Origin of the sequence: Sorangium sp. So ce448 (assembly GCF_051520915.1) — a bacterium.
Classification (GTDB): Bacteria; Myxococcota_A; Polyangia; order Polyangiales; family Polyangiaceae; genus Sorangium; species Sorangium cellulosum_B.
On record NZ_CP150343.1, the window covers coordinates 10809118 to 10835856 of the forward strand.

Here is a 26739-nt window from a genome sequence, read left to right on the forward strand (position 1 = left end):
CCTCGGAGGCGCGCTGCGCACGGGCGCCGCACCGACGCGGAGCGCCGGCCACGCACCTACAACGACGCCACGCCCGCCGCACCGCGGCGCCCCCGCCAAATGTAGGCGCGACAACCGCAGATAACGCGATGAACGGACCGCCGTATACGCAAGGATACGAGGGGACACGAGGGGACACGAGGGGATACGAGGGGACACGACGGGACACGAGGGGACACGCAAGAGTACGGGGGGATACGAGGGGATACGCATGGATACGCACGGACACGCAGTAAGCCCTTTGAATCATGGAATATTTGTCCAATTTGTCTTGCCGACCGAAAGCTCACGAGTCTAGACTCCCATCATCCCATTCACCGCCGCTCGGTCAGGATCTGGGCAGGACTGGTTGATCTCAAGCGCGCACCCCGATGTGCGCCTCCCCCGCCGGGGGACCTGGAGGCACCATGACCCTGCGATCCCTCGGGCGCGCGCTCGCCGCCCTGACGGCCTTTCTCGTCCTCACGCTCGTCCTGGCGCGTCCGGCGCACGCCAAGGGCTCTTCCGTCGATGAGCGGCTCGCCAAGGTGCTCGCACGACACGGGTTCACCGGAGAGATCGAGTCGACGCTGGAGTCGCGGCTCGGGCGGAAGCTCGACAAGAAGCTCGCGAAGCTCGGGCGTGACCTCTTCTTCGACAGCCTCCTCGGCCTGAACGACGACAACTCGTGCTCAGGCTGCCACGCGCCGACCGCGGGCTTCGCCGACACGCAGTCGATCGCCATCGGCATCGACAACAACGGCGTCGTCGGGCCGCGCCGCACAGGGCCGCGCAACCAGCGCCGCGCGCCCACCGTCATCAACACGGCCTTCTATCCCACGCTGATGTGGAACTCTCGGTTCTTCGCCGTGTCCGGCGACCCCTTCGACAACAGCCAGGGGTTCTCGTTCACCGCGCCGGAGGGGACGTCGCTCTCTTCCCTGCCGCACCTGCTCAACGCCCAGGCGTTCATCCCGCCGACCGAGATCACGGAGATGACGGGGTACGAGGCGCCGCCGTCGCACGATGTCGTGCGCGAGGAGGTCACGGAGCGCGTGAACGACGTGAAGGCGTACCGGAAGCGGTTCGCCAAGAGCTTTCGTGCGGTGAAGCGGGGGGAGGACGTCACCTACGAGATGATCGCGGCCGCCATCGCCGAGTTCGAGATGTCGCTCACGTTCGCCGACGCGCCCATCGACAGGTTCGCCCGCGGCCGCCGGCACGCGATGACGCTGGAGCAGAAGCGCGGCGCGCTGCTCTTCTTCGGCGAGGCGGGGTGCGTCAGGTGCCACGCGGTGTCGGGGGAGTCGAACGAGATGTTCAGCGACTTCCAGCAGCACGCGATCGGCGTGCCGCAGATCGCGCCGACCGACGATCCGGCGCACTCGAACGTGGTCTTCGACGGCCCGAACGCCGATGAGGACTTCGGCCTGGAGCAGGTCACGGGCGATCCGGCCGATCGGTACAAGTTCAGGACCTCGCCGCTGCGCAACGTCGCCCTCCAGCCCACGTTCTTCCACAACGGCTCGTTCACGTCGCTGGAAGGCGCCATCCGCCACCACCTCGACGTCACCACGTCGGCCACGGAGTACACGAACAAGCACCTCGATCGCGATCTGCGGGGTGAGATGGGCCCGCTCGCGCCGGTCCTCGCCGCCGTCGACCCGCTGCTGCAGGAGCCGATCGACCTCACGGAGGAGGAGATCAGCTGGCTCTGCGCCTTCGTGGGAGAGGCGCTGCTCGACCCGCGCGCGACGCCGGAGCGGCTCGAGGCGCTCATCCCGGAGGAGCTCCCGAGCGGGCGCGAGGTCCACCGCTTCGAGTAGCCGCGGGCCGGGCAGGCGGAGCTCACCCGGTCGAGCGCCCGCCGGCACCCCGGCTCAGCTGCGATCCAGGCAGCTGCTCAGCGACTCTTTCTGGATGCTGCACTCCTCGTCGTACTTCGCGGGATCGCAGTGGTCCTCGGCGTGGTTGCGACACTCCAGGTACGACTCCCGGGCGTCGTGACAGCCTGCCTCCTCGGCGGCCTCCGTCTCGGCGCTGCACATCGCGAGGCAGCTCTGCTCCGTCATGGCGTCCCCCGGGCACTCCACGGCTTGCTCACAGAGCTCAGGGCAACCCTCCTCGCCGTGCTCGTCGCTGCAGCCCACGGCGACGAGGGCGATCACCATGATTGTCATCACCTTCATCGGCCCACCGTATCACGAGCGCGGCGCCGCGCGCTGGCGCGGCCCAGGTGGGCGCCAGGGGGCAGCAGCCAGCGCGGCGCGCCGGCGCTCTCCGGCGCCCGCTCCCGGGAGGGCGCAGCTCAAGGCAGCAGCCGGGAGAGGAGGCTCCACTTCGCCGAACGACCGGACTTCATGGCGAGGACCGTGGTCACGCCGATCACCCCCGCCGTGAGGGCGATGTTGAGGGGCCCCATGACGCCGAGGAGCCGGTGCAGCGCGGCGGCCTTCGCGGGCGGGCGCGGCGCCGCCGCTTCGCCCTCCTTGAACAGGGGCACTCCGGGGTCGGGCGCCTCTTCGCGCATCTGTCGTCCACCCGCCATGCTGGCGAGGCTCGTCGCGAGCGTCGCGCCCAAAAGGATGTCCTTCAAGCGCACCAGATCGCGGGTCTCACGGTCGATCGATCGCCCGGAGATCACCGTCCGCCCGATGAACCAGGTGGCGGCGGCGGTGCCGAGCGAGAGCGCGCTGACGAGGTTGTACCGCTGCCACGCGTCGGAGAGCACCTTGCCCCGCTCGGCCTCGGAATGGATGTCCTTGACCGCCTGGCGCAACGCCAGCCTGCCAAAGAGGGGGCCACCGAACCCCGCGGCCAGACCGAGCTCGTGCAGCACCCATGCAGACGTCGAGAGTGTAGCCATGTCGTTCCACCTCGCCGCGACGCACAAGCAAGATCGTGCCCAGGGCTTGACTGCGCGCCAGGATCCAGCCCGTCGCGGGCGCGCCGCCTCGGCAGCGCGCCGGCGTCCGCGAGGTCGGGCCCGGCGCGGCCCCGACGAGAACGGCGCTTGCCCGGCGCCAGGTCACGTCGACAGGTACGTCGCGCCGCCGCGCAGCACGGCATTCCCGCGAGCGCCGCTGAACTCTCGTCCGGCGGATGAACCGCGCTCGTCGACGAGCGCGGCGGCGGCGGGGCGGAGCACGTCGGCCACGGCCTGCTGCCGCAGCCGGTGGAGCTCGTCGGCGGCGAGGAACCCGTGGGAGGGCGGGAGATCGCGGTCCGCCATGCCCGGCGCTCCGGTGCCCACCTGGTCGAGCGCGCGCGCGAAGGCCGCGGCGACGCGCTCTCGCAGGCGCGCGCCGCCCATCGTGACGGCCCAGCGGACGAACGCCCAGGCGAGCTCCGCGTGGCGGGCCTCGTCGCGCGCGATCGCCTGGAGCGCCATGCGCACCGCCGGCGGCTCCGCCGCCTGCGCGGCGACCTCCGCCTCGATGGCCGAGAGGGTCTCTCCGACGCAGCCCTCCACGACCGTCGCCAGGGTGAGGGCCTCGAGCGAGCCGAGATCGTCGAGCGCGCCGTGCAGCGGCAGCGGGCCGACGCCCACCGGTTCCCCAGCGTACGCCGAGGCGATCGCGAGCGCGACGCGCGCGTGCCGCACCTCGTCGAGCGCCGCGCGGTGCGCCGCTTCGAGCAGCTGGGGAGGCGCGCCCTGCGCCATCAGCGCGAGCGCGAAGCGGCCGAAGGAGGCGATCGAGGCGTGCTCGTTCTGGCCACGCTCGGCCCAGCGCCGGGCGAGCTCGCGGCGCGCCGCGGGCGCGAGCGCGCTCAGGTCGGTGTCGGCGAGCGCGCGCTCGAAGCGCCGCAAATCGGTCTGCGACCACGCGCTCGGGGCGTGCGCGAGCGGCGCGACGCGGGGCTCGCCCCGGACCAGGAGGGGGCGCCCTTCACAGGAGATGGAACCGACGAGGTAGCAGCAGCTCGCCGGATCCGACGCCGTCCGGTTCGCGAAGGGGCCCTGGATCCACCCGGCCGCGCCCTCGCCCTCGGCGCTGCACGTGCACGTCCCCGAGCCGGGCGGCAGGTCATCGAGGTGCGGCGCAGCCTCGGAGGCCGCAGGGCAGGCGCCGCCGATCGGCGCCGTGCAGTGCACCTCGTAGCAACACTGGCCGTAATACCCACCATCATGAAACGGCCCGACGCAGGTCGGATCCGGATAGGGATCGAGCGGCGCCGAGGCGTCGGGAGGATCGACCTCGCCGCCTCCGCCGGCCCCCGATGTCGCGCCTGCCGTCGAGCTCGAGCTGGAGCTGGATGTCGCGCCTGCCGTCGCGCTCGAGCTGGAGCTCGGCCCCGACGTCGCGCCTTCAGGCGAGCTCGAGCTCGAGCCGGACTCGACGTGCGTGCCGCAGCCCGACACCAGCGCAAGGCTCGCGCCCCACTGAGATGCGACCAGGATTCGAAGCAGGAAGTTTCGCATGGACGGCGACAAGCAAGGCATGTACCGGGCGAACACACGTGTTTCAGGCCGCCGGGAGAGCACCGCCGTGCCACCATGTGCCAGCGCCCTGTCGCCCTTCACGCGGCCTCGGCCCATGCTGCCGGTCGACCTTCCCTCCGGCCGCGGCGCTGGATACCGGGTCTCGATGTCACCGAAGCACCCGGACCGCCGGGCAGATCCGGAGCGGTGCGATGGTGCGCCCGTCCCGAGGAGGCCTCATGCGGATCGTTCTTGATAGCTCCGTCGCCATCGCCTCGATGAAGCCCGCGGAGCCCGGGCACGCGGACGCGCTCGCCTTTCTCGAGCGCGCCCGCGCCGCGGTGGCCGCGGGCGCGGCGCGCGTGCTCGCGCCGCCCGAGCTATGGCTGGAGGTGTACGTCGCGGAGCAACGGCTCGCGGTGTCGCGGCGGGCGGCGCCCGCGGCCACGAGCCCGCTGGGAGGCCTCGCGATCGAGCTGGTCGCGCCCGTGGACGCGAGCGCCATCACGGAGTTCCTCGACCAGCTGACGAGGCGCATGCGCGGCCGCAGGCCCTTCGCCAACGCGACCGACCTCGTGTATCTGTGGGCCGCCCGCCGCGCAGATGCGACCGTGGTGACGCTCGACGAAGGGCTCCTCAAGTACCACGGTGTCGTCTGCGATGTGACAAGGCCGCAGCACGTTCGGCTCGAATCCGGATAACGCGCCGCAGCGAGCGACGAGTGCACTTCGCGACAACCGCCGTCCGAGAAACGTCGAAAAACAGCATCTCTGGATGGTCACGGCGCAAGTTTACACTCCGTGCAAATGCACTTGTCGCACCCGGCGAGGGCAGCTATCCCTGAGCGTCGCAGCGGAGCGCGCGGAGCTCGCGAGCCTGAACTGCGCGGCGAGGCGCATGCGAAGTACATCGCTTATTTCACCGGTCCTCCCGGTGAGCTTGGCCCTCTTGACCACCCTGGCTGCGCCGCAGGCCCACGCCCGCCGCGCCGGGCTCGCGGTGGAGGGGTGCAACGGCTGCCACACCGGCGGCGCGGAGCCAGGTATCACCATCGACTATAGCCCCAAGAACCCGGCGGCCGGCGAGACGGTGACTCTGCAGGTGCAGATCCGGTCTGCCAACATCAACGCCGGGGGCATCTATCTCCTCACCGAGACAGGCCGGCTCTCCCCCATCAACGGTCAAGGCACCAAGCTCATCGACGAGCACCAGCTCGTCCACGACGCGCCGAAGCGGGCGAGCGGCGGTGTCGTCCGCTTCGATGCGCAGTGGATCGCGCCGGGCGCGCCGGGCGGGGTCGTCGTCCGGGTGTGGGCCCTCGCGGCCAACGGCGACAACGGCCCGCGCGGAGACGGCGCTTCGTCCGCCGACGCCGCGTTTGCCTACGGATGCACCGGGACGACGTATTACCTCGATCGCGACGCCGACGGCTACGGCGACTCCAGCGTGCCCAGGGTCGATTGCACCCGGCCGGCCGATCACGCCGAGCGCGGCGGCGATTGCGACGACTACAGCGTCAACATCCATCCCGATCAGGTCGAAGCCTGCAACGAGACCGACGACGACTGCGATGGAGAGATCGACGAGGAGCTCGAGATCACGACGCAGTATGAAGACGCCGACGGCGACGGCTATGGCTCGTTCTTCGGCGCGACGGTCACGGCGAAGTGTCCCCCCGAGGGGTACGCGCCGAGCTCCAACGACTGCAACGACAGGTCCCCCGACGTCCACCCGGACGCGACCGAGATATGCAATCTCGCCGACGACGACTGCGATGGCCGCATCGACGAGGGCGTGCGGGAGGTGTGCGGCGTCGGGATGTGCGCGCGGGAAGCGACCGCGTGCGTCCCCGGGTCGTGCACGCCCGGCGAACCGAGCGCCGAGGTGTGCAACGCGCTCGACGACGACTGCGACGGGGAGGTCGACGAGGATCCAGGCCTCTGCGCGCCCGGCGAGGGCTGCCCGAGCGGCACGTGCAGCAGCGGGACCGGCGCCGGCACGGCCGTGAGCGCGGGGAGCGCGGGGAGCGCGGGAAGCGCGGGAAGCGCCGGCGGCGCCGTTGCGTCCGCGGGCTCCGCGGGCGGCGGCGCGCCGGACGAGGGAGGAGCGGACAGCGGCGGTTGCGCCGTCGACGCCGGCGACCCCCGCGGCGGGTCCCCGTGGCGGCTGCTGACGCTCGCCTCGCCGTTCGCCCTCCTCGCGTTGCGACGGCTGCGGAAGAGTGGCACCCTGCGGTAAGCCTTCCTTCCGAGCCTGAGGTCAACACGCATGCTCTACCGCCGCTTCGGTCGCACCGAGCTCAAGATGCCTGTCCTTTCGTGCGGAGGGATGCGGTACCAGCAATCCTGGAACGACAAGGACCCCGTCTCGCCCGCGAGCCAGCGCAACCTCGAGGCGTGCATCGAGCGGGCGCTCGAGCTCGGCATCTATCATATCGAGACCGCGCGAGGGTACGGCACGAGCGAGGAGCAGCTCGGGAAGATCCTGCCGACGCTGCCGCGCGAGCGGCTCATCGTCCAGACGAAGGTCAGCCCCGAGGCGGATCCGGCGAAGTTCCTTGCGACGTTCGAGCGGTCGATGAAGCTCCTCCGCCTCGATCACGTCGACCTGTTCGCCCTCCACGGCGTCAACGACGAGACGCGCCTCTCGTGGTCGCTGCGCAAAGGTGGCTGCCTGGACGCCGCGCTCGAGCTGAAGCGGCAAGGCCGCGTGCGCGCGGTGGGGTTCTCGACGCACGCGGCGCCGCGCGTGATCACCGCCATGGTGCAGGACGGCCGCTGCGATTACGTCAACCTGCACTGGTACTACGTGAATCAGCTCGCCTGGCCTGCCATCCAGGCTGCGGCAGAGCAGGACATGGGGGTCTTCATCATCAGCCCCACCGACAAGGGGGGCAAGCTGTACGAGCCGAGCGACAAGCTCGTGCGGCTCTGCGACCCGCTCTCGCCGATCGTGTTCAACGACCTCTTCTGCCTCGCTCGCCCCGAGGTCCACACGATCAGCGTCGGGGCCGCGCGCCCGTCCGACTTCGACGAGCACATGAAGGCCTTGCCGCTGCTCGACGGCGAGGGCGCGGCGCAGGCCGCGCTGGCGCCGATCCTGCGCAGGATCGACGAAGAGCTCGAGCGGGTGCTCGGCCGCGCGTGGCGCGACACATGGCACGTCGGCCTCCCCGACTGGGAAGCCGTCCCCGGGCACGTCAATATCCGCGAGATCCTGCGGCTGTACAACCTCGCCCGCGCGCTCGACATGACGGCCTACGGCAAGATGCGGTACAACCTCCTTGGCAACGGCGGCCACTGGTTCCCTGGGAACCGCGCCGATCGCGTGCGGGAGCTCGACCTCGCGCAGGCCCTCGCGGGCGCGCCGCAGCGGCACCGCATCCCCGAGGTGCTGGCGGAGGCGCACGCGCTGCTCGGAGGACAAGAGGTGAGGCGCCTCGGCAAACACTGAGTCTGGGCCCCGCGCCGGCCCGGCGAGCGGCGCCTCGGCGGGTGAGCCGGGCGCGCGCCGCTCTCGGTCACGGAGGCGTGCCGACTTCCAGGCGAGCTCCTCGCGGGCCCCACAGGGCCACCAGCATGCCGAGGTGCGCGGCCGCGTAGAGGGCGAGCATCGCCCGCAATGTCAGCGAGGCGTCGAGGAGCAGCGGAAGCGCCACGCCTGCCCAGCCGATCACGAGGAGCCCCGAGATCGTCAGCGGCCCGCGCGTCCACGGCTCGCCTCGCCGCAGCCCGCGGGCGGCGAGCACATCGAGCGCGCCTGCGGTCCACTGGGCGAAGCTGATGAAGGCGAGATGAGCAGCCCGATCCGCGGGCGGAACAACGCCCTTCTTCGCGACGCCAGCGAGGACGCAGGCCGCGTGCGCGGTGCCGCCCAGGAGCAGCGCGATGCCCGTCACGAGAGCGATAGACGCCAGCGCGGGACGTGGAGACATGCCGCCCAGGGTACCCGAGGAGCGAGCACCCGCGCTGCGAAAGCGGAGACGGCCGACAGCGCACGGTTCTTGCCGCCTCCTGCCCTTGTTCGACATCCTCCCTGGTGGGTCAGGGACAGTCGTTCCAAGGAGGTCTCTCATGCGCATTCACGGTACAGGGACGATGGCGCTCCTCTGCGCGCTCGCGTTCGCCGCAGCGGCAGGCTGCAATTCGGGCGGAGGGGACAGCGGAAGCGGCGGTGCGAACACGGGCAGCGGCGGCGCGAGCGCCGGCACCGGCGGCCCGAGCTCCGGCACCGGCGGCGCGGGCGCTGGCACCGGCGGCGCGGCCGATGGCAGCGGCGGAGCGGGCGCCGGCACCGGCGGCGCGGGGGATGGCAGCGGCGGCGCAGGCGCTGGGACCGGCGGCGGGGCGGAGGAGCTGAGGTGGTATCTCACGTGCGGCGATCCGGTGTGCAGCGGGCACCGGCCCCGCGACGGGGTGAAGCCATGCACCGACGAGAAGGAGGGGGGGCCGTGCGCCGCACCGGACGCGACGTGCGATCCCGGGAACGACTGCAACGCCCAGCTGCTCTGCACGAGCGACGATCCGAGGCAGCGGCCGGAGGGTTGCCCGAGATCGCGCGCCCGGTACAAGCACGATATCCGGTACTTGCAGGAGACCGAGCTCGCGCGCGTGCGCGACGAGCTCGTCGCCACGCCGCTCGCGACCTGGCGTTACAACCACGAGGGCGGGCACGGCCGCGAGCGTCTCGGGTTCATCATCGACGACAATCCGGCGAGCCCGGCGGTCGCGAGCGACGGCGACCACGTCGACCTGTACGGGTACACGAGCATGGCCGTGGCAGCGATCCAGATGCAGCAGAAGCAGATCGCCGCCCTCGAGCGTGAGCTCGCGGCGCTCCGCAAGGAGCTCGACTCGGCGCGGCAGGCGGCGCGCCCGCCGGCGTCCAGGGCGGCCGGCCGGGCCACACGATAGAACAGCCGCAGGCGTCGAGCGCCGGGGTCACTCGTCTTCGAAAGCGTGCCGCCGGAGCTCCGCGTCGATCCGCACCACCGACCGGGCATGCGCGCGGCGCGCATCGGCAAACAGGCCCGGGTGAGCGCAGGCCGCGAGGATCTCGAGCGACTCCACGATGCGGGGACCAGGGCGATTGAAGAAGGCGTTGCCGTCTGCAATGTACACGCGGCCCTGCGCCACGGCCCGATACGTCGCCCAGGGCAGCACACGGGGGAGGAGATCGAGCTCATCGAGCGTGCGCTCGAGGGTGAAGCCGCACGGCTTGATCATCACCACGTCGGGATCGAGCGCGGCGAGCGCGGCCGGGGAGAGCGTGGGCGCGTGCTCGCCGGGCCGCGTCACGAGGGGTTCCCCGCCCGCGAGGGTGATGAGCTCCGGCATCCACGTGCCGCCGATCATGACAGGCTCGATCCACTCGACCGCGAGCACGCGCGGCCTGCCCGTCGCCGCGGCCGCGCGCGCGGCGACGGCGGCGACGCGCGCGCGCAGCCGCTCGACGAGCGCCTCGCCGCCCGCCGCGCGGCCGATCCCCTCGGCGACGCGGCGAATGTCGGCCCAGATGTCGTCGAGCCGCGTCGGGTGCAGGTTGATGATGCGCACGTCCCGCCGCGCAAGGCGGGCGACGGCCGCGCGGACGTCATCGAACGAGACCGCGCAGACGTCGCAGAGGTCCTGCGTCACGATCACGTCCGGCCGCGCCTCCCGGAGGGCGTCCAGATCGATGTCATAGACCGCGAGCGCGTCCCGGAGGACGTCGCGGACCGCGGCGTCGATCTCCCGGCTGGAGCGCGCCGGCCTGAGCCGCGGGCGCGTGAGCACCGGGAGGCCGGTCAGCCCCTCGGGGAAGTCGCACTCGTGAGAGACACCGACGAGCTCGCTCTGCGCGCCCAGCGCGCAGACGATCTCGGTCGCGGACGGCAGCAGGGAGGCGATGCGCATGCGCGGTATTCTATCTCCTGGCGATCCCCGCGGGGCGCACAAGGCTCGTGGTCGGCACAATACTGGTGAAGACAGGAGGTCCCCATGAGACTGCAAGGCAAGATCGCGCTGGTCACAGGGAGCAGCCGGGGCATCGGCCGCAGCATCGCTGTCCGGTTCGCCCGGGAAGGCGCCGACGTGGCGCTCACGTACCACAAGAGCAAAGAGGGCGCCGAGGAAGCCCTCGCAGAGGTCGAGGCCGCAGGAAGGCGAGGTCATCTGTTCGCCGTCGACGTCGCCTCCGTCCAGAGCGTGCAGGGGCTCATCCAGGAGGCCGTCGCGCGCTTCGGCCGGCTGGACGTGCTCGTCAACAACGCGGGACTCGAGAAGCGGGCGCCGTTCTGGGAGGTGACCGAGGAGGACTACGACGCGGTCATGAACACCAACCTCAAAGCGGTGTTCTTCGGGAGCCAGGCGATGGTCCGTCACCTGCGCGAGACAGGGCGCCCCGGCAAGATCATCAACATCAGCTCGGTCCACGAGGATCTGCCGTTTCCCCACTTCGCGTCGTACTGCGCCAGCAAGGGGGGCGTCCGCATGCTCACGCGCACGCTCGCCGTGGAGCTGCGCGGCACCGGGATCACCGTGAATGCCATCGCGCCGGGCGCGATCGAGACGGAGATCAATGCCGCTCTGCTCAAGGATCGAGACAAGCTGAGCGCGCTGCTCGGCCAGATCCCGCTGGGCCGCCTGGGAAAGCCGGAGGACGTGGCCGGGCTCGCCGTGTTCCTCGCCTCGGCGGACGCCGATTACGTGACCGGCTCGACGTACTTCGTCGATGGCGGGCTGACGTGGAACTACGAGGAGCAGTAGGCGGGGCACGGCCCCTCGCCGAGAAGCGGCGTCGTTGGACAGCCTGAGCCGAGAAAAGTTTCCGACAGAATGCAATGCAGCGCGGCCGAGACCGGCGCCGGCGACCTGCCGCTGCGCTGCCTCGGCGCGGAACATCTTTTGCGCAGACGTAACCCGCGTAACCCGCGTGACCCGCCACGACACATCGCATTTTTGCGTCACGCGGCCAGCTCCTTGTGGCACCATGCGCGCATGACGGAGCTCAAGACCTATACAGGTGGCTGTCACTGCGGGAAGGTTCGCTACGAGGTCAAGGTGGACCTGAGCAGTCCCGTGATCATGTGCAACTGCTCGCGCTGTTCGAAGCTGGGCGCGATGCTGGCCTTCGCGCCGGTGGACCAGCTCACGCTCAAGCAGGGTGGCGACGTTCTCACCGACTACCAGTTCAACAAGAAGGTCATTCACCATGTGTTCTGCTCGATCTGCGGCGTCGAGTCGTTCGCGCGGGGAGTCGGTCCCAACGGACAGGAGATGTGCGCCATCAACGTCCGCTGTCTGGACGACGTCGATATCGACGCGCTCAAGACCATGAAAGTCGACGGGAAGAGCCTGTAGTCGCGCGCCGGCTGGCCGGGTCCGCGGCGGCCGCGGCCGCCGCCAGCGCACCGGGCCACGGGCCCGGAGGGCGGTGCCGCGGCCGACCACCGCCGGCCCTGCGCCAGCGCACCTCCCGCTCGCGCCCCTGGCCAATCCGCAGGCGCGAGCCCGGGCGACACGGGTAGACTGGCGCCCGATGTCGATCGAACGAGCAAGCGCGCTCCTGGCCTCGGCCCGCTCAGCCCTCTTCATCACCGGCGCGGGGGTCTCCGCGGCCTCTGGCATCCCGACCTACCGCGGGATCGGAGGGCTCTACGGCGAGAAGGCCACCGACGAGGGGATCGCCATCGAGGAGGCGCTCTCCGGCGAGATGTTCCAGCGGCGCCCCGAGGTCACGTGGAAGTACGTGCACCAGATCGAGCGCGCGTGCCGCGGCGCGCGGCTCAACGCGGCGCACGCGGCGATCGCCCGGCTCGAGCGCCGCCTCGCGCGCTGCTGGGTGCTCACCCAGAACGTCGACGGGTTTCACCGCGGCGCAGGCTCCACGAACGTCATCGACATCCACGGAGATCTCCACCGCATCCTCTGCACGCGCTGCCCCTACGAGGCGCACGTCGACGATTACGCGGAGCTCGCCCCGCGCCCGCGCTGCCCGGCGTGCGCCGCCGTGCTCAGGCCCGATGTCGTCCTCTTCGGGGAGATGCTCCCCCTGGAGAAGGTCGAGATCCTCCGGAGGGAGCTCGCGCGGGGCTTCGACGTTGTCGTCTCGATCGGGACGTCGAGCCTGTTCCCCTACATCACGAGGCCGGTCCTGGAGGCCGCGCACTCCGGGGTTCCGACCATCGAGATCAACCCGGCGCTCACCGCGATCTCCACCGCCGTTTCGGTGCGGCTCCCGATGCTCGCTGTCGAGGCGCTGGAGGGGATCCTCTCCCGCATCGAGCCCGGCAGCTGACCGGTTTCGCGCGCTGCGTGGCAGCTGCTCGGCCTGCCGCCAGACGACAGCATGGCCTGCGCGGGGCGGCGGTGCGCAAGGCTGTGGCTCACGGCGCCGCCGGCCATGGCGACAACACTAGCCAACCATATGTAATTATTCAACATTCATCGCCAACCCGAGTCCGCCTAGCGGCCCGGGCCCGGTTGCGGCAAGGTGCACCGCATCATGGCTGCCCGCTTCGAATCGATCGTCCTGACCGACCAGCTCGAGCTCCCGGCCCGGGATGCGCGCTCGGTCCGCGCTGCCTGCAATCCCCGGTTCGACCTGGTCGGCAAGGACCTGCTGGCGTTGCGAGAGGATCTCTCGAGCGTGCGCGGCGGCAACCGCATCCAGCGGATGGAGGAGTGCATTCGGGGCTCGCTCCGCGGCGACTACCAGGTCCAGCTCCTCAGTGGACACCCCGGCAGCGGGAAATCGACCGAGCTCCGCTGGCTCGCCGGCGAGCTGCAAAAGGACAGACAAGGCCAGAGCTTTCACGCCGTCGTGGTCGATCTACAGGAATACCTCGACGTCCGGGATATCCAACTTCCGGAGTTCATCACGGCAATCTTCTCGGCGATCCTGGATGACGAGGTGCTCGGTCCTTATGCGCGAACATCGACCACGGCAAGGAAGGTGTGGAAAGAGGTCCTATCCTGGGTGAAAGGGTTGGGTATCTCCCTCGACGCAGAGATCCCCGCGGGTGTGGCCAAGCTCAAGCTGTCGCTCAAGACGTCGCCCGGCCTGCAGCAGCGCTACCGCGAGGCGAGCCGCGATCATGTGACATCGCTGATCGAGGGGCTCGGCGATCTGATCCAGGACGTGCGCTCTCATCTCGTGAAGCAGGACGTCGAGGATCTCGTCATCATCGCCGACAACCTGGAGCGCATCGAGCGACTTCAGCTCGACGACGGCACAAAGCGCACGACACACGATCTCTTCTTCCTGGAGCAGCTTCCGCTGATCCAGAACGTCCCTGTTCACCTCATCGTCACGATCCCCGTCTCGCTGCACTTCACCCAGGGGCGCCTCCGCCACGTCTACCGCGCCCCGAACGATGTCGTCTTGCCCATGATCGCCGTCCGCGCCCGGGGGACCGGCGCCGAAATCCCCGACGAGGCGGGTGTGGCGGCGCTCCGCAGGATGCTCGCGCGCCGGATCGACTGCTCGGTCGTGTTCGCCGATGACGACGCGCTCCGTCACGCGATCGTCCAGTCTGGCGGCTGCCTGCGCGATCTGCTCCGCATCGTGACGCAGGGCGCGCTCATGAAGCCCGAGCTCCGGCTGACACGTACGGAGATCGACGGGGTGATCAAGGAGTTCGTGGGCAACATGGAGCGGCTGCTCCAGGGCCGATCGTTCCTCGCTGAGCTCCACCACATCGTCAACACGGGTTCTTTTCCGGGCGCCTTCGACGACGAGGCGCGCCAGTGGCTGCTCTACGAGCTCGTCGTGCTCGAGTACAACGGGGAGACCTGGTATGATGTGCATCCGTTCGCGCGGCGGACGCACGCGTTCCGGCAGGCGCGCAGCGCGCCTGCCGGGGGCTGAACGGCGTCGTGCTCGACATCGACGCGGACGGCAGGGTGGACGCGCTCTGGCGGGCCGTCGCCTGGAGCGAGTCGTTCGCGCTGATCCTCGTGCACGTCCCCCCAGGTCCGGCGCGGGACGAGCTGCTCGATCGCTTCCGAGCGTGGTCAGGGCGCGACGGGATGCCCGACGTCCTCTTGGTCACGCTCGGCGCAGCGGAGCGGCCGTTCGACAAGCTGGAGAAGCTCGGCCTTGGCGGCGCGGGGCGGACGGCGGTGGTCCTTGTAGGGCTTGAGCAATGCGACGCGGGCGCGCGCGTCTCCCCGGCGCTGGCCGAGCTCAACTTCGCAAGGGATCTCCTGCCGCGGCTCGTGCCGGGGCCGCTCGTGCTGATGGCGTCGGACGAGGTGTTCGATGCGCTGCTTCGAAGCGCACCGGACCTCTTCACGTGGCGACAGTTCGAGATCAGCGTGGGGGCTGGTGGGGAGCCGCATGTGCAGCTAGAAAAGAGGGAGCACGCGCACCTGCCGCCGTCGAATGCGGGCCTGGAGGAGGCACAGGCCGAGGTCGCTCGGCTCGCTGCGCTGCTGCAGGGCATGGTTGAGCGGCGGACGGGGCACGGCGATCTCGAGGGTGCAAGACTGCGGCTTCGGCTTGGCCACGCGTTGCTGGATGCCTATCGGTACGACGAGGCAGACGTCGCGCTGCAGGGCGCATTGGAGGCATATCGGTCCGCGGACGAGGCAAAGGGCGAGGCCGATAGCTTGCATACCATCGGCCTCGTCGCGCTGCACCGTTGGGATGATGAGCGGGCGCGCCTGAATTTCGAGCAGGCGCTGTCGCTCTATCGTCCCATCGGCGACGTGCTCGGCGAGGCCAACTGCATCCAGAGCCTCGGGGACATCTCCTTGAAACGCTCGGACCACGCGCAAGCGCGCACGTACTTCGAGCAGGCGCTTCCACTCCATCGCCTCATCGGTGATGTGCTCGGCGAGGCCAATTGCGTCCAGAGCCTCGGGGACATCGCATTGAACCGCTCAGACCACGAGCAGGCACGCACGTACTTCGAGCAGGCGCTTCCGCTCTATCGTCGCATCGGCGATGCGCTCGGTGAGGCCAACTGCATCCTGCGTCTCGGACGAATCGCCCTAGAACGCTCGCATCACGAGCAGGCGCGAGCGCATTTCGAGCAGGCGCTGCAGCTCTACCGCCGCATCGGCAATGTGCTCGGCGAGGCCAACTGCATCATGAGTCTCGGGGGAATTGCACTACAACGCTCAGACCACGAGCACGCGTGCGCGCATTTCGAGCAGGCGCTTCCGCTCTACCGCCGCATCGCCGACGTGCTCGGCGAGGCCAACTGCGTCATGAGTCTCGGAAACATCGCGCTGCGACGCTCGGCTCATGAGCAGGCACTCGCCTGTTTCAAGGACGCGCGCCAACTGTATCGTCGCATTGGCAATGTCCGCGGGGAAGCCAATTGCATCCATAGCCTCGGGGTCATCGCGTTGGAATGCTCAGACCACGAGCAGGCGCGCGCTCATTTCGAGCAGGCGCTTCCGCTCTACCGTCGCATCGGCGACGTGCTCGGCGAGGCCAACTGCATCATGAGTCTCGGAGACATCGCGCTGCGACACTCGGCTCATGAACAGGCGCGCACGTATTTCGAGCAGGCGCTACCGCTCTACCGCCGCGTTGGCAACGTGTTCGCCGAGGCCAACTGCGTCCAGGGCCTTGGGTTCATCGCGCTGCGACACTCGGCTCATGAACAGGCGCGCACGTATTTCGAGCAGGCGCTACCGCTCTACCGCCGCGTTGGCAACGTGTTCGCCGAGGCCAACTGCATCCGAGACCTTGGTGACGTCGCACGCGCCCGATCCGACCATGAGGCAGCTCGGGCTTGCTACGAGCAGGCGCTGCGACTCTTCCAGCACCTCTCGGTGCCGTACTCAATCGGCTCCGCGCACGAGAGGCTGGCACGCATCGCCACCGACGCAGATCTCCGCCGCAAACACGTGGAAGCTGCGCGTGCGGCCTGGGCGAGCATCGGTCGGCTCGACCTGTTAGAGAAGCTCGTCCCCGATTCGCGGAACGACCCGTCCGGTGACTGAGCGTGGATTTCGCGCCTACGATGCCGGTCCGAGGCGTGAGAAATTCGACGCCGTAAACGGAACGCCTTGAAAGAAAGGCTCGGCGTGGCGACCCGTCCGGGTTGCTATGACCAAACGAAGGCACACGCCGAGCACCTGCAAGGTGCGCCGGCGCGAACTCGGGTTCAAGAGGAAAGGCGACGGGCGGCACCAGGAGCGAATCCGGCGGCCAGACCCATGCAGAATCCACGTCGAACCGACGGAGAAGAACCTGACCGGCGTCGCAGGGCTTGCCCCGTTCGGCGCTTTCATCCGGCAGCTCGGCGTCGACGCGGCCTTGAGGCGCAGGTTCTCCCGGCTGAAGACGGGCCGCTCGGTGATCTACCCGATGGCCGCGCAGATGCGCCTGCTCATGGACAGCGCGCTCGCCGGCGAGGAGCGCGTCTTCGGCATCGAGGCGCTCGCCGTCGATCCGCTCTTCGTACGCCTCGCCGGCGGGGTCGTCCCGAGCATCGACACCGTCTACCGGGACCTGTGCCGCTTCGATGAGGAGGCGGTTGAAGCGCTGCACGGCATGGTCGTCGACCACGGGCTCGCCCTCATTGCGCGGCGAAAGCACCGATTCGTGCACCTCGACGTCGACACGACCGTGGAGCCGCTCTTCGGGATGCAGGAGGGGGCGCTTCCAGGCCCGAACCCGCGATACCACGGCCGGCCGAGCTATCATCCGATCCTGGCGCGCATCGCCGAGGCCGACGCCGTCGTCGGAGCCAAGCTGCGACCGGGTGACACGAGCTTCGGCGAAGCCGATGTGCCTTTCGTCGAGCAGTGCATCGACCGGGCGCGCGCCGCAGCGCCGAGCGCGGCCATCTACGTGCGGATCGACGGAGCGGGGGATTGCAGCGCCTTGATGCACGCCGTCGCCGCGAAGGGATGCTTTTTCCTGACCAAGGCGCGGATGAGCCCCGATCTGGTGGGCATGGTCGCCTACGCCACCGGATGGCGTACCATCGACTGGGATGCCGATGGTCGTCCTCGACGACAGGTCGCCGAGGTCCCCTTCCGGCGCAGCGGTTGGCCGGATGGCGTCCGCGTGATCGCCGTACGAACACGCGATCGGTACAATGGCAAGCAGATCTACCTCTGGGAGGACCTCGACTACACGGTGCAGGTCTTCCTGACCAACGAGCCGGTCGAAGCGCCGGAAGACGTCGCGGCGCGGTATGACCTGCGCGCGGGCATCGAGCCGCTCATCGGCGATCTCAAGCATGGGTGGGGCTGCGGCCGCGTGCCGAGCCACAGCTTCAACGCCAATCATGCCGCGCTGCTGCTGAAGCTCCTGACCGCCAACCTGATGCGCCGGTATGTGCTCGACCATGTTCCGCACCTCGCGAGCTGGCGAACGCCGTGGCTGCGCCGCGCGCTGATCCTCGTCCCGGGAAGGTTGGCCCGGTCGGGTCGGGGCACGACCCTGCACGTGCCAGAGCGCTCGCAGCTCGCTCGCCAGCTCAATTGAGCTTGGAACCAGCCAAAGTCATTGCGGGGGGTAAGGGGGGCGTGTGCCTTCGCGACGCGTTGGGAACGCGCAGTTGTAATTGGCGTCGCATTCGTCGGCGGAACGCCGCTCGCGCGTCGCCGTCGGCACCACTGGTGCCCCGTGGGCGCGAAATCCACGTTGAGCCGGAGAACGTTACTCGGCCGGCTCCTCTTCCCCCAGCCGGTCGAGCTCGCCCCAGAGCTCGTCCAGGTCGACCACCAGCCCGTCGCACCCCGGCACCGCCTCGACGCGCCCGCCCGCGGCTGCCTGCGCCCACACATAGCGCCCGTCCGGCCCGAGCTCGTAGATCTCCAGCATCCTCGTCGCCGGATCGAGCAGCCAGTACCAGCGCACGCCGAACGCCGCATACTCGCGCAGCTTCTCGATGCGGTCGCGGTGGACATCGCGCGGCTGCGGCGAGACCACCTCGATCATCACGTCCGGTGGGCGCCGCATGGGCCCGCGCCGCGGCGGGGGCCTCTGCCCGGGCAGCACCATGGAGACGTCCGGCTTGCGCCCGCTGCCCTTGCGGAGGAGGTACTTGAGCTCCGAGCCGGCCACGAAGCCGCCGCGGGCCGCCGCCCACGCGCCGAGCACCCGGATGAGCCACATGACGGCGGTCTCGTGGATCCAGTCCGGCGCCTCTTCCTCCACGAGCGCGCCGCCGACGAGCTCGCCCGGCTCGTCTTCGGCGAGCTCCAGCCACGCCTCATCGCTGAGGCGGTCCGAGCTGTCCCGAGCAACGGCGGCGCCAGCCATCACGGATTGCGAGGATAGCACGCTTCAACCCCACGACGCCGCCCTGCTCCTTGGCCGCGCACCGCCGCGAGCGCCTCGCGGAGATCGAGAATGCGCCCGGCGCCTCTCGAGGCACACAGCTCAATCGCTCGCGGAAGGCGCGAGCGGCACCTTGAGATAGACGCGATCGACGTCGATCACGACGCCGACCGACTCGAGCTCGAGCCGCGTGCCGGGGCCCAGGATCGACAGCAGCCACCGGCCGTCCGGCTGCCGCTGGAAGTGCTCGATGCGCACCTCCTTCTGGGAGACGAGTACATACTCCGCGATCGAGGGGACGCTCCGGTACTGCGCGAACTTGTCGCCGCGATCGTAGGCCTCCGACGAATCGGAGAGCACCTCGACGATGACGTTCGGGTTGAGGAGCGTGTCGATCTCTGCGTCCTCGAACACGGGATCGCCACAGACGACGGAGGCGTCGGGATACACATAGCGCCCCGTGGGCGTGATCTTGACGCGCATGTCGGAGGTGTGGACCTCGCAGGCGCGCTCGAGCAACGCATTGCCGAGTTCGCGCTGGATGCTCCCGGCCAGCAGGCTGTGCGCCCGGGTGCAGCCTGACATCGCGAAGATCTCGCCGTTCGCGTACTCGTGCTTCTGCTCGGAAGCCCGCTCGAACGCGAGGTACTCCGCGGGCGAGAGCCCGGTGCGCCTGGCAGGATGTCCCATCTCACGGACAGCTTAGGGCATCCGCCCCTCCGGGGCGAGGCACCCGCCTGCCGCCTGCAACGCGCCCCCGGCGCGTCTCCCCTGCTCCCCCTACGCCCCTACACCCCTACCCTGATTCCGCCGCCGCCCCCGCCGGCGCGGCCGGCTCGGCCTTCTTCGGCTGCTTCTTCCGACGGCTCTCCAGCCACGCCCTGCGCTTCTCCACCCACTTGGCGAGATCCTTCGCCAGCCAGCCGCCCTTCTGCCGGCCCACGATCTCCCGCAGCAGCAGCGCGGCCTGGCCGTGGCCGATGCGCATCGCGAACAGGTCGTCCATCACGATCTTCGCCCACCGCGTCCGACGCACCGAGTCCATGTGGTCGACGAACTGCTCTACCCGGAGCAGCACCTTCGTCCCGACCCCCGTCTTGCCCGTCACCACGAGCGCCGCCGTCTTCTCCTTGTCGAGCGCCTCGAGCCTGCGGATCGCCCCGTCGATCAGGTTCGCGTGCTCCGCCCACCCGGCGCCGCCCTGCTCCTTCGCCGCGCGCGTCGCGGCGAGCGCCTCGCGCAGATCGATCAGGCCGAAATCCGAGTACGACAGGAAGAACGTCAGCACCTCGCGCCGCGCCGACGCGTTGCTCTGCATCCGCTCGATCGCCGTCCTCACGCGATCCATCGAGAGCCACCGGTAGACGAAGTCGAGCCCGGTCCCCTTGATGTTCTGCGACCCCATCAGCCGCGCGTCGAACCCCGGCGGGATCTCGCGCGTGATGAAGTCGATCACCTTGTCCCCCTTCGCGTCGGCGTTCCACAGCACCGCGATGCGATCGAGGCACAGCTCGCGGAACGCCGCGCGGAACGCCTGGTTGGCCTCGGCGTCCGCGCCCCGCGACAGCGCCGCCTCCACCTCCGCGCGCGCCTTGTCGCGGCGGGCGAGCCGCCGCGACAGCCGCGCGGCGTGGTGGATGATGTCCGGGCGGATGTCGTCCTCGCCCGCCGGCGGCGCGTGCGCCTCCAGCGCCTGCTTCACCGCCGCCTCGATCGCCTCGGGCTCCCCCTTCTTCCCCGCGACCCCGGGGCCGCCCACGATGGCCGCCGCCGCGGCCTCGTCGATCGCGGGCAGCGCGCGCAGCATCCGGGTGAGATCCTCCTCGAAGGCGCCCGCCCGCGCCGGGATGCCCAGCTTCTTCATCTGCTCGTCGAAGCGCTCGAGCGCGCGCTCCTTGCCCCCGTCGCCCGTGATCACCATGTCCCGGAGCCGGGCGTCGAGCCCCTCGGTGATGAACTGCATCATCCCGCCGAGGTTCGAGTTGATCAGCACCACGTGATCGACCCCGATGTCCTCGACGATGATCTGCGCGAACACGCGCGACCGCGCGACCCGGTCGGCGCGGTTGTTCACAACCATCACCGTCGCCTTGCCGGGCGTCGCGTCCATGTCGTGCTTGTCGAACGCGAGCCGCGTCCAGTTCGACATGAACCCGGCGCGCTCGTTCGCGCTCATCCCGTTCGAGAACGTCAGCTTCCGCCCCCGGTACTGCACCGTCGGGTACGTCTTCAGGACGCCTAGATCGAGGATCACGTGATCCGCGATCTCGACGAGCGCGAACTCGCGGTCGACGCCGAAATGGTCCGCGAGCGCCAGCACCAGCGCCACGTTGCGCGGGTGCTCCTGGTACGGGAGCCGATCCAGGAGGTCGACCGGCAGGAGGTCCGCGTCGATCGGCGGGATCGCGACGAGGTTCGTCCCCTTCCGCTGCGCCTGGTCCTTGAGCAGCGGGAGCATCTGCTCCTCCGTCGTGAACGACAGCCCGTCCGTGGGCATGAAGCGCGCGATCACCCGGGCGACGTCCTCGCCCCCGGGGCCCTGGATGTCCTCGTGATCCGGGTAGGCGTTCGTCAGCGTCGTGATCTCGTCGCGCATCCACTCGGAGCAGAGCGTGTCCACGAAGAGCGGCTGGAGCGCCATGCACTCCCACAGGAACACCTGGGCGCGGAGGTTCCGCCCGGCCGTGAGGATGTTCCGCTGCTCCCAGATCGTGGCCTTGTCGTACGGGCGGTAGATGAAGATCTCCTGCGCCGGCAGGTCGCGCATGGCGTGGATGAACATCGCCTCGCAGCCGGTCGTCTTCACGACGACGTCGTAGCGGAGCGCGTGGAACAGCGCGGCCTTGAGCCGCTCCGAGCCGCTCTTGCCGCGCGTCCCCCAGCCGCCGATCGTGAGCGGGATGCCCGCGCGCGCGCGCTCGATCTGCGCCGCGATCCACGCGGCCCGCAGCACCATGTACGCGAGGACGAGGAACACGATCCACGCGAGCTGCGTCGGGACGTTGCCCGCCGGCGAGACGAGGTACGAGAAGAAGCCGTCGATCCAGACGGGCACCGAGGGGCCGGCGAGCCAGTCGCGGCCGCTCTGGAGCAAAGGCGGCAGCGCGACCGCGAGGTACTTGCCCGGCAGGTGCGGCTCGATCGCGTACGCGCGGCCCTCGACCTCGCCCCCGGTGTCGCCGAGCGCGACCGTGAAGCCGAGCTCGCCCGTCATCAGCGTGAACTTCTTCTGCTCGGCCGGCTCCTGCGCCACGAGCGCGCGCATGCGGGCCTGGGCGTAGCGGTCGTAGCGCAGCGTGAGCAGGGCGCGGGCGCGCAGCCGGTGCGCGAGCTTGGCCGGGCCGCGCACCGTGACCGTGCCGCGCGCCGTGATGAGGCGTATCTCGCGCTGGGTCAGGCTGGCGGCGACGAGCAGGTCGTCGATGCGGGGGACGAACGGCCCCCAGCCGCCGACGGGCGGGTAGACGTGGCGCTCGCCCGGCACGCGCGTCGGCGTGACCTCCGCCATGCCGACCGGCGGAGCGACGAGCTCGCCCGCGAACAGGCGGCCGCTCGTGTGGATCCACCCCTTGCGCTTGTCCGGCATCGGCGTGCGCATCTCGTGGATGAGCCGCCAGAGGCGGAAGCCGCGCGGCTCGCCGCGCGTGAGCAGGTACCGCCCCCGGCCGCGGCGCCGCAGCGTGTACGTCATGTCGCCGCGCGACGCGACGACGAGCGCGCGCTCGACGTCCCTGGGCTCGGCGTCGGCCGGGAGCTCGACCGGCGCGCTCTCGCCCTCCAGGAGCTCCGACGCCGCGGCGAGGAGCGTCTGGCGGATGTGCTCGGCGATCGGGCGGCTCTCGACCTCGAGCAGCCGCAGCGCGGCGGCGGCGTCGTCGGACAGGTCCGGCGAGATCGCCGGGCGGCTCGCGAACTCGGCGAGCAGCTCGACGAAGGTCCCCGGAGGCAGCGGGGCGTAGGGCCCGGCGCAGAGCGTGCGCACCGCCTCGAGGGCCGCGCGGGACGCGAGCGGCGGGCCTGGCTTCGCCAGGGCGAACCGGACGGCGCGCTCGGCGAACGGGGCGGCGTCCGCGTGGTCGGTCGCGTGCCGCGAGAGCTCCCGCAGCGCGTACCCGCGGACGCGAGGCGACCCGTCGCCCTCGGCGAGCTCGACGAGCGCCGTGAGGGCCTCCGCGCCGCCGAGCTCGACGAGCTGGCGCACGAGCTCCTGGCGGACGTGCTCGCTCGGGTCATCGCGGGCGAGCAGCGCGATGGCGAGCGGGTCCGCGCTCGCGGGCGCCACGCGGGCAGGCGGCGCGCCGGCCGCGGGATCGGCGCTGAGCCGGGGCGCCGAGTCGGGCGCGGGCGTGTCGGGCGGCCCTTCGCCCTCGTGGGCGCCTCCGGAGGCGGCGGCCTCCGGCGCGATGCTCGAGCGGCTGGCGCGGCTGGCCTGCGGGCCGTTCCAGCGGCGCGGGGCGCCGGCGAGGCGCGCCGCGCGGTCGAGCGGGATCACCGGAGCGGACGGGCGCGCCGCCGCGCCGAGGAGGCGCAGGGCGTTGCGGCGGAGGATGGGGCCGTCCTTGTCGGCGGCGTCGCGCGCGCGGAGGCGCTCGGCCAGCAGGGAGAACGCCTCGTCGGGGAACAGGAGGACGCCGATCTCGAGGGCGGCGATCTGCACCCAGCGGGACGCGTTGACCCCGCGCGACCACGCCAGCACGGAGCGGGCCGCGTCGAGCCCGAGGTGGCCGAGCCGCTCGCGCGCCGGGAGGCGGTGCAGGAGGGCGACGGCGGCGAGCAGCGCGGCCCGGCGGACGGGCGCGGGGCGGCTCGGCTCGGCGTGCGCCATGGCGAGCCGGAGGACGCCGCCGTCGCGGGCGACGTGCACCGCGTCGGACGGGTCGTCGAGGTGCTTCGCGAGGTGGGTGAGGGCGTGGTAGGCGACCTCGATCTCGTCGAGGCGGTCGGCGATGGCGGTGGCGAAGCGCTCCTGGGCCGCCTCGAGGTCGAGGCTGCGGCCGAGCGCCGAGAGGTCGCCGGCCCGCCCGACGCGCGCGGCGACCCAGCCGAGCAGGGAGGCGGCGCCGCGGCTCTCGCGCTGCTCGCGCTCTCGCGCCCAGACGCGGAGCTGCCGGGCGAGGAGTTCGCGCCGCTCGGCGGGGGTGGCGGCCGACTGGTAGGCGAGCACGAGCGCGGACTCGGCGCTGCGCAGCCGGTCGACCTCGGCGGCCGCGCCGTCGGCGCACCGGGCGAGCGCGGCGAGCAGCGCGGGCCTCGGGTGCTCCTCGTCGCCCAGGTCGGCCGTGACGCGCGCGACGACCGTGGCGATGGCGCGCGGGCGCAGGCGCACCTCGATCTGGGGGAGGCTGTCCTCGATGACCTCCGCGATCGGTCGCGGCGCGGCGGTCCAGGAGTCAGGCGACTCGCGCGAGCTCACGGCGCCTCCGGGAGCGTGCGAGGGCGAAGGGGACGCGCACGAGGGCGGAGGCGGCCTTGCGTCGGGGAGCGAGGGGCACCGTGCGGCGAGACCATCGGCGGGCGAGCAGCGTACACCGTCGCGCGGAGCTGTCGCGAGCCGCCGCTCGTGCGATCTGCGTGACCCTTCGCCCAGGCCTGTTAGGGTGAGCCTTCGGCGAACGTGTCGCAGTCCTCGACGCGGCCGCCCTGCATGCCGCGCTTGAACCAGGTGACCCGCTGCGCCGACGAGCCGTGCGTCCACGTCTCCGGGTTGACCCTGCCGGTCGCGGCCTTCTGCAGCCGGTCGTCGCCGATCGCGGACGCGGCCCGGAGGGCCTCCTCGACGTCGCCCGCCTCGAGCAGGTCGCGCTTCGCCGTGGAGTGGGCCCACACGCCGGCGAAGCAGTCCGCCTGGAGCTCCATCTTCACGGAAAGCGCGTTCTTCTCGCCCGGGCGCGCGGCCTGCAGCTGGCGCAGGCGGCGCTCGGTCCCGAGCACGTTCTGCACGTGGTGGCCGATCTCGTGGGCGAGCACGTACGCCTGGGCGAAGTCGCCCGGCGCGCCGAACCGCGCCTTGAGCTCGCGGTAGAAGCCGAGGTCGATGTACGCCGTCCGGTCCGCCGGGCAGTAGAACGGGCCCATCGCCGACTCGCCGACACCGCAGCCCGACCTCACGGAATCGGTGAACACCGTCAGCGTGGGCGCCGGATAGCGCTGCCCCGTCCGGCTGAACACCTGCGTCCACACGGCCTCGGTGTCATCGAGGACGAAGGAGACGAAATCGACGAGGCGCTCCTCCTCGGGCGAGCTCGCGTGCCCGCTCTGCGCGCCGGGGATCGCGGAGCCCTGACCGAGCCCCGAGAGGAGATCCTTCCCGAAGACCAGCGAGAGCACGAGCAGGATCACCGTCCCGCCCACACCGAGCTTCGCTCCGCCGGACGCGCCGCGGAGGTCTCGGAGGTTTTCACTGCGTTTCCCAGGTGTCCAGCGCATGACCAGCGCATGTATAGCGTGGACCGCGCATCGGGTGGTACCTTAGCTTTCGGTCGGGACGTGCGGGTATTGCCCGCCTGGTGATGGCGCCGGTCTGGTCGCGCGGCGCGCGACGAGGGAATCACCGCCTGCGCTTGCCACGAAGAACACGAGGTCTCTCTCTCGGCGTCTCCCGAGAAGACACCTCTCTGCGCCTTCAGGCGTCCTGGCGGTGCCTCTCCTCGACTCGCCCCGTGCTCTGGCCAGCACTCCCAAGACGGCAAGAGCAAGCAGGTCTGGCTCGAGGTGGATGGAGAGGAGCACGCCTCGCCCATCCTCTCCGCCGCGAAGAGCGGAGCGCCTCCGGAGATCGCTACGCGCTCGCCGCAGGCCGAGCCGCCCCCGCGGCGGCCGCGGGCCTCCAGAGCCCCAGCGCGCGCGCGCACGGCAGCACCACCTGGGCGAGCGCCGCGCCTTGCAGCGCGCGCACCTCGGCCACGGCGAGGTGGCCGTGCGCCGCGAGCGCCGCGGCGCGGCCGCCGCCCGGCTCGGCCCCCGGCGGGGGCGGGCGCCCGAGCGACGCCGCGGCGGCCTCGAACACCTCGGCCACGGCGCGGCGCACCGGCTCGCCGCCGGCCCCGATCGCCCACGCCACCGTCAGCCAGGCGAGCTCGGCGTGCCGCGCCTCGTCCTCCGCGATCACCCCGAGCGCCGCCCGCACCGCGGGATCGTCGGCGCGGGCGCGCTGCTCCGCCGCGATCACCGCGGCCACGGTCTCTCCGACGCAGCCCTCCTCCGCGGCGGCGCGCGCGAGCGCCGCGAGATCCGCGGCGATCGGCACCGCCGGCGGCATGGGGAAGGCGGCCGGGCCGACAGGGCCGCCCCGGTAGGCGGCCGCGAGCGAGAACCCGAGGCGGGCGTGACCGACCTCGTCGAGCGCGGCGATGTGCGCCGCCTCGACGAGCGACGACGGCGCGCCGTGCGCCATGAGATCCAGCGCGAAGCGCGCGAACGACGCCACCGACGCGTGCTCCTCGAGCGCGCTCCGCAGCCATCCCCCGGCGAGCGTCTCCCGCTCCTCGTCCGTCAGATCCGCGAGCGAAGGCTGCTGCCCACCGGCGCCGCTCGCCGTCGCACGCGCGAGCCACCCCGCCTCGGCCAGCCGCAGAGCTGCCGTGACGTGGTGCCCCTCCAGCGAAAAGGGCCGTCCCACCGCGGCGCAGTCGAGGGTGTTCTCCTCGACGATCACCTCGTAACAGCACGCGCCGTCACGGCGGGTCGCGTCGCTCTCCACCGACACGATCGTCTCCTTCTCCAGCTCCACGTCCTTGCCGTCGCAGGGCTGGTGGATGGTGGTGAACTCCTCCAGCGCCGCCTCGCGGTCCAGGCAAGCCCCGAGCTCGTCGAACCAATCGAAGCAACGGAGCTCCCGGGCGCTCTCGGCCTCGGCCGCGGCCTCCCCGCAGCCCGGCGCTGCGACGAGGAGCGCTGCGGCCGCCGAGGGGCCAGCGCTCTGCAGGAGACGGGCGATGAGCGTTCGTCGAAAGGATCGGTCGAGCAGCATGACGTGCACCTCCAGCCCCCATGCCCGCTGCCTCATGCGCGCGGCGAGGAGCTCGAAACAGGGCGGCTTGTGCGGGACGCTGTCGCAAGCCATGGTC

Annotated in this window: 21 protein-coding genes; 11 read left to right on the forward strand and 10 right to left on the reverse strand. The window is 71.0% G+C overall.

Annotated features, from left to right (window positions below; translation table 11 throughout):
• Positions 1-446 precede the first annotated feature (446 nt).
• Positions 447-1844, forward strand: coding sequence for a cytochrome-c peroxidase (locus WMF45_RS40795; RefSeq protein WP_437711529.1), 1398 nt, complete (start codon positions 447-449; stop codon positions 1842-1844).
• A 54-nt stretch (positions 1845-1898) separates the two neighbouring features.
• Here the strand turns inward: WMF45_RS40795 and WMF45_RS40800 are convergent, their stop codons facing one another.
• The 3 genes from WMF45_RS40800 to WMF45_RS40810 all read right to left on the reverse strand — a co-directional run bounded on the left by WMF45_RS40800 (position 1899) and on the right by WMF45_RS40810 (position 4441).
• A complete protein-coding gene (locus WMF45_RS40800; protein WP_437711531.1) occupies positions 1899-2207 on the reverse strand; it encodes a hypothetical protein in 309 nt (102 codons plus the stop codon).
• 119 nt (positions 2208-2326) lie between these two features.
• On the reverse strand, positions 2327-2884 hold the full coding sequence (locus tag WMF45_RS40805; RefSeq protein WP_437711533.1) for a hypothetical protein: 558 nt from the start codon (positions 2882-2884) through the stop codon (positions 2327-2329).
• A gap of 162 nt (positions 2885-3046) precedes the next feature.
• Entirely contained in the window at positions 3047-4441 is a 1395-nt protein-coding gene (locus WMF45_RS40810; protein ID WP_437711535.1) for a hypothetical protein, read from the reverse strand.
• Positions 4442-4680: 239 nt separating this feature from the next.
• Between WMF45_RS40810 and WMF45_RS40815 the strand changes: the two genes are divergently transcribed.
• The 3 genes from WMF45_RS40815 (at position 4681) to WMF45_RS40825 (ending at position 7894) form a co-directional block, all read left to right on the forward strand.
• Positions 4681-5142: a PIN domain-containing protein gene (locus WMF45_RS40815; protein ID WP_437711537.1), complete on the forward strand. Its 462-nt coding sequence runs from the start codon at positions 4681-4683 to the stop codon at positions 5140-5142.
• A gap of 247 nt (positions 5143-5389) precedes the next feature.
• Positions 5390-6679 (forward strand): putative metal-binding motif-containing protein, encoded by a 1290-nt coding sequence (locus tag WMF45_RS40820; RefSeq protein ID WP_437711539.1) that lies wholly within the window; start codon positions 5390-5392, stop codon positions 6677-6679.
• Positions 6680-6709: 30 nt separating this feature from the next.
• Positions 6710-7894, forward strand: a complete 1185-nt coding sequence (locus WMF45_RS40825; RefSeq protein WP_437711541.1) for an aldo/keto reductase — start codon at positions 6710-6712, stop codon at positions 7892-7894.
• A gap of 67 nt (positions 7895-7961) precedes the next feature.
• Here WMF45_RS40825 and WMF45_RS40830 read toward each other — a convergent pair whose 3' ends face one another.
• Positions 7962-8375: a hypothetical protein gene (locus tag WMF45_RS40830; RefSeq protein ID WP_437711543.1), complete on the reverse strand. Its 414-nt coding sequence runs from the start codon at positions 8373-8375 to the stop codon at positions 7962-7964.
• 139 nt (positions 8376-8514) lie between these two features.
• Here WMF45_RS40830 and WMF45_RS40835 point away from each other — a divergent pair, with 139 nt between their 5' ends.
• The gene (locus WMF45_RS40835) at positions 8515-9354 is read left to right on the forward strand and encodes a hypothetical protein (RefSeq protein WP_437711545.1); all 840 of its coding nucleotides are present in this window, start codon (positions 8515-8517) and stop codon (positions 9352-9354) included.
• A 27-nt stretch (positions 9355-9381) separates the two neighbouring features.
• Here WMF45_RS40835 and WMF45_RS40840 read toward each other — a convergent pair whose 3' ends face one another.
• Positions 9382-10335, reverse strand: coding sequence for an ABC transporter substrate-binding protein (locus WMF45_RS40840; protein ID WP_437711547.1), 954 nt, complete (start codon positions 10333-10335; stop codon positions 9382-9384).
• Between the two features lie 84 nt (positions 10336-10419).
• Here WMF45_RS40840 and WMF45_RS40845 point away from each other — a divergent pair, with 84 nt between their 5' ends.
• The 6 genes from WMF45_RS40845 to WMF45_RS40870 all read left to right on the forward strand — a co-directional run bounded on the left by WMF45_RS40845 (position 10420) and on the right by WMF45_RS40870 (position 17875).
• On the forward strand, positions 10420-11187 hold the full coding sequence (locus tag WMF45_RS40845; protein ID WP_437711549.1) for an SDR family NAD(P)-dependent oxidoreductase: 768 nt from the start codon (positions 10420-10422) through the stop codon (positions 11185-11187).
• 231 nt (positions 11188-11418) lie between these two features.
• Positions 11419-11781 (forward strand): GFA family protein, encoded by a 363-nt coding sequence (locus WMF45_RS40850; RefSeq protein ID WP_437711551.1) that lies wholly within the window; start codon positions 11419-11421, stop codon positions 11779-11781.
• A 178-nt stretch (positions 11782-11959) separates the two neighbouring features.
• Positions 11960-12718, forward strand: coding sequence for an NAD-dependent deacylase (locus WMF45_RS40855; protein ID WP_437711553.1), 759 nt, complete (start codon positions 11960-11962; stop codon positions 12716-12718).
• Between the two features lie 207 nt (positions 12719-12925).
• Positions 12926-14290 (forward strand): hypothetical protein, encoded by a 1365-nt coding sequence (locus tag WMF45_RS40860; RefSeq protein ID WP_437711555.1) that lies wholly within the window; start codon positions 12926-12928, stop codon positions 14288-14290.
• Between the two features lie 8 nt (positions 14291-14298).
• Positions 14299-16380, forward strand: coding sequence for a tetratricopeptide repeat protein (locus tag WMF45_RS40865; RefSeq protein ID WP_437711557.1), 2082 nt, complete (start codon positions 14299-14301; stop codon positions 16378-16380).
• A 106-nt stretch (positions 16381-16486) separates the two neighbouring features.
• Positions 16487-17875, forward strand: coding sequence for an IS1380 family transposase (locus tag WMF45_RS40870; protein ID WP_437711387.1), 1389 nt, complete (start codon positions 16487-16489; stop codon positions 17873-17875).
• 174 nt (positions 17876-18049) lie between these two features.
• On the opposite strand, the gene WMF45_RS40875 is transcribed toward WMF45_RS40870, so the two are convergent.
• The 5 genes from WMF45_RS40875 to WMF45_RS40895 all read right to left on the reverse strand — a co-directional run bounded on the left by WMF45_RS40875 (position 18050) and on the right by WMF45_RS40895 (position 26735).
• Positions 18050-18655, reverse strand: coding sequence for a Uma2 family endonuclease (locus WMF45_RS40875; RefSeq protein WP_437719630.1), 606 nt, complete (start codon positions 18653-18655; stop codon positions 18050-18052).
• Positions 18656-18775: 120 nt separating this feature from the next.
• Positions 18776-19363, reverse strand: coding sequence for a Uma2 family endonuclease (locus WMF45_RS40880; RefSeq protein WP_437711559.1), 588 nt, complete (start codon positions 19361-19363; stop codon positions 18776-18778).
• Between the two features lie 106 nt (positions 19364-19469).
• A complete protein-coding gene (locus WMF45_RS40885) occupies positions 19470-24086 on the reverse strand; it encodes a capsule biosynthesis protein CapB (protein ID WP_437711561.1) in 4617 nt (1538 codons plus the stop codon).
• Between the two features lie 179 nt (positions 24087-24265).
• Complete coding sequence (gene ypfJ / locus WMF45_RS40890) at positions 24266-25099, reverse strand: KPN_02809 family neutral zinc metallopeptidase (protein WP_437711563.1); 834 nt, start codon at positions 25097-25099, stop codon at positions 24266-24268.
• Positions 25100-25451: 352 nt separating this feature from the next.
• The gene (locus WMF45_RS40895; RefSeq protein ID WP_437711565.1) at positions 25452-26735 is read right to left on the reverse strand and encodes a ferritin-like domain-containing protein; all 1284 of its coding nucleotides are present in this window, start codon (positions 26733-26735) and stop codon (positions 25452-25454) included.
• Positions 26736-26739 lie beyond the last annotated feature (4 nt).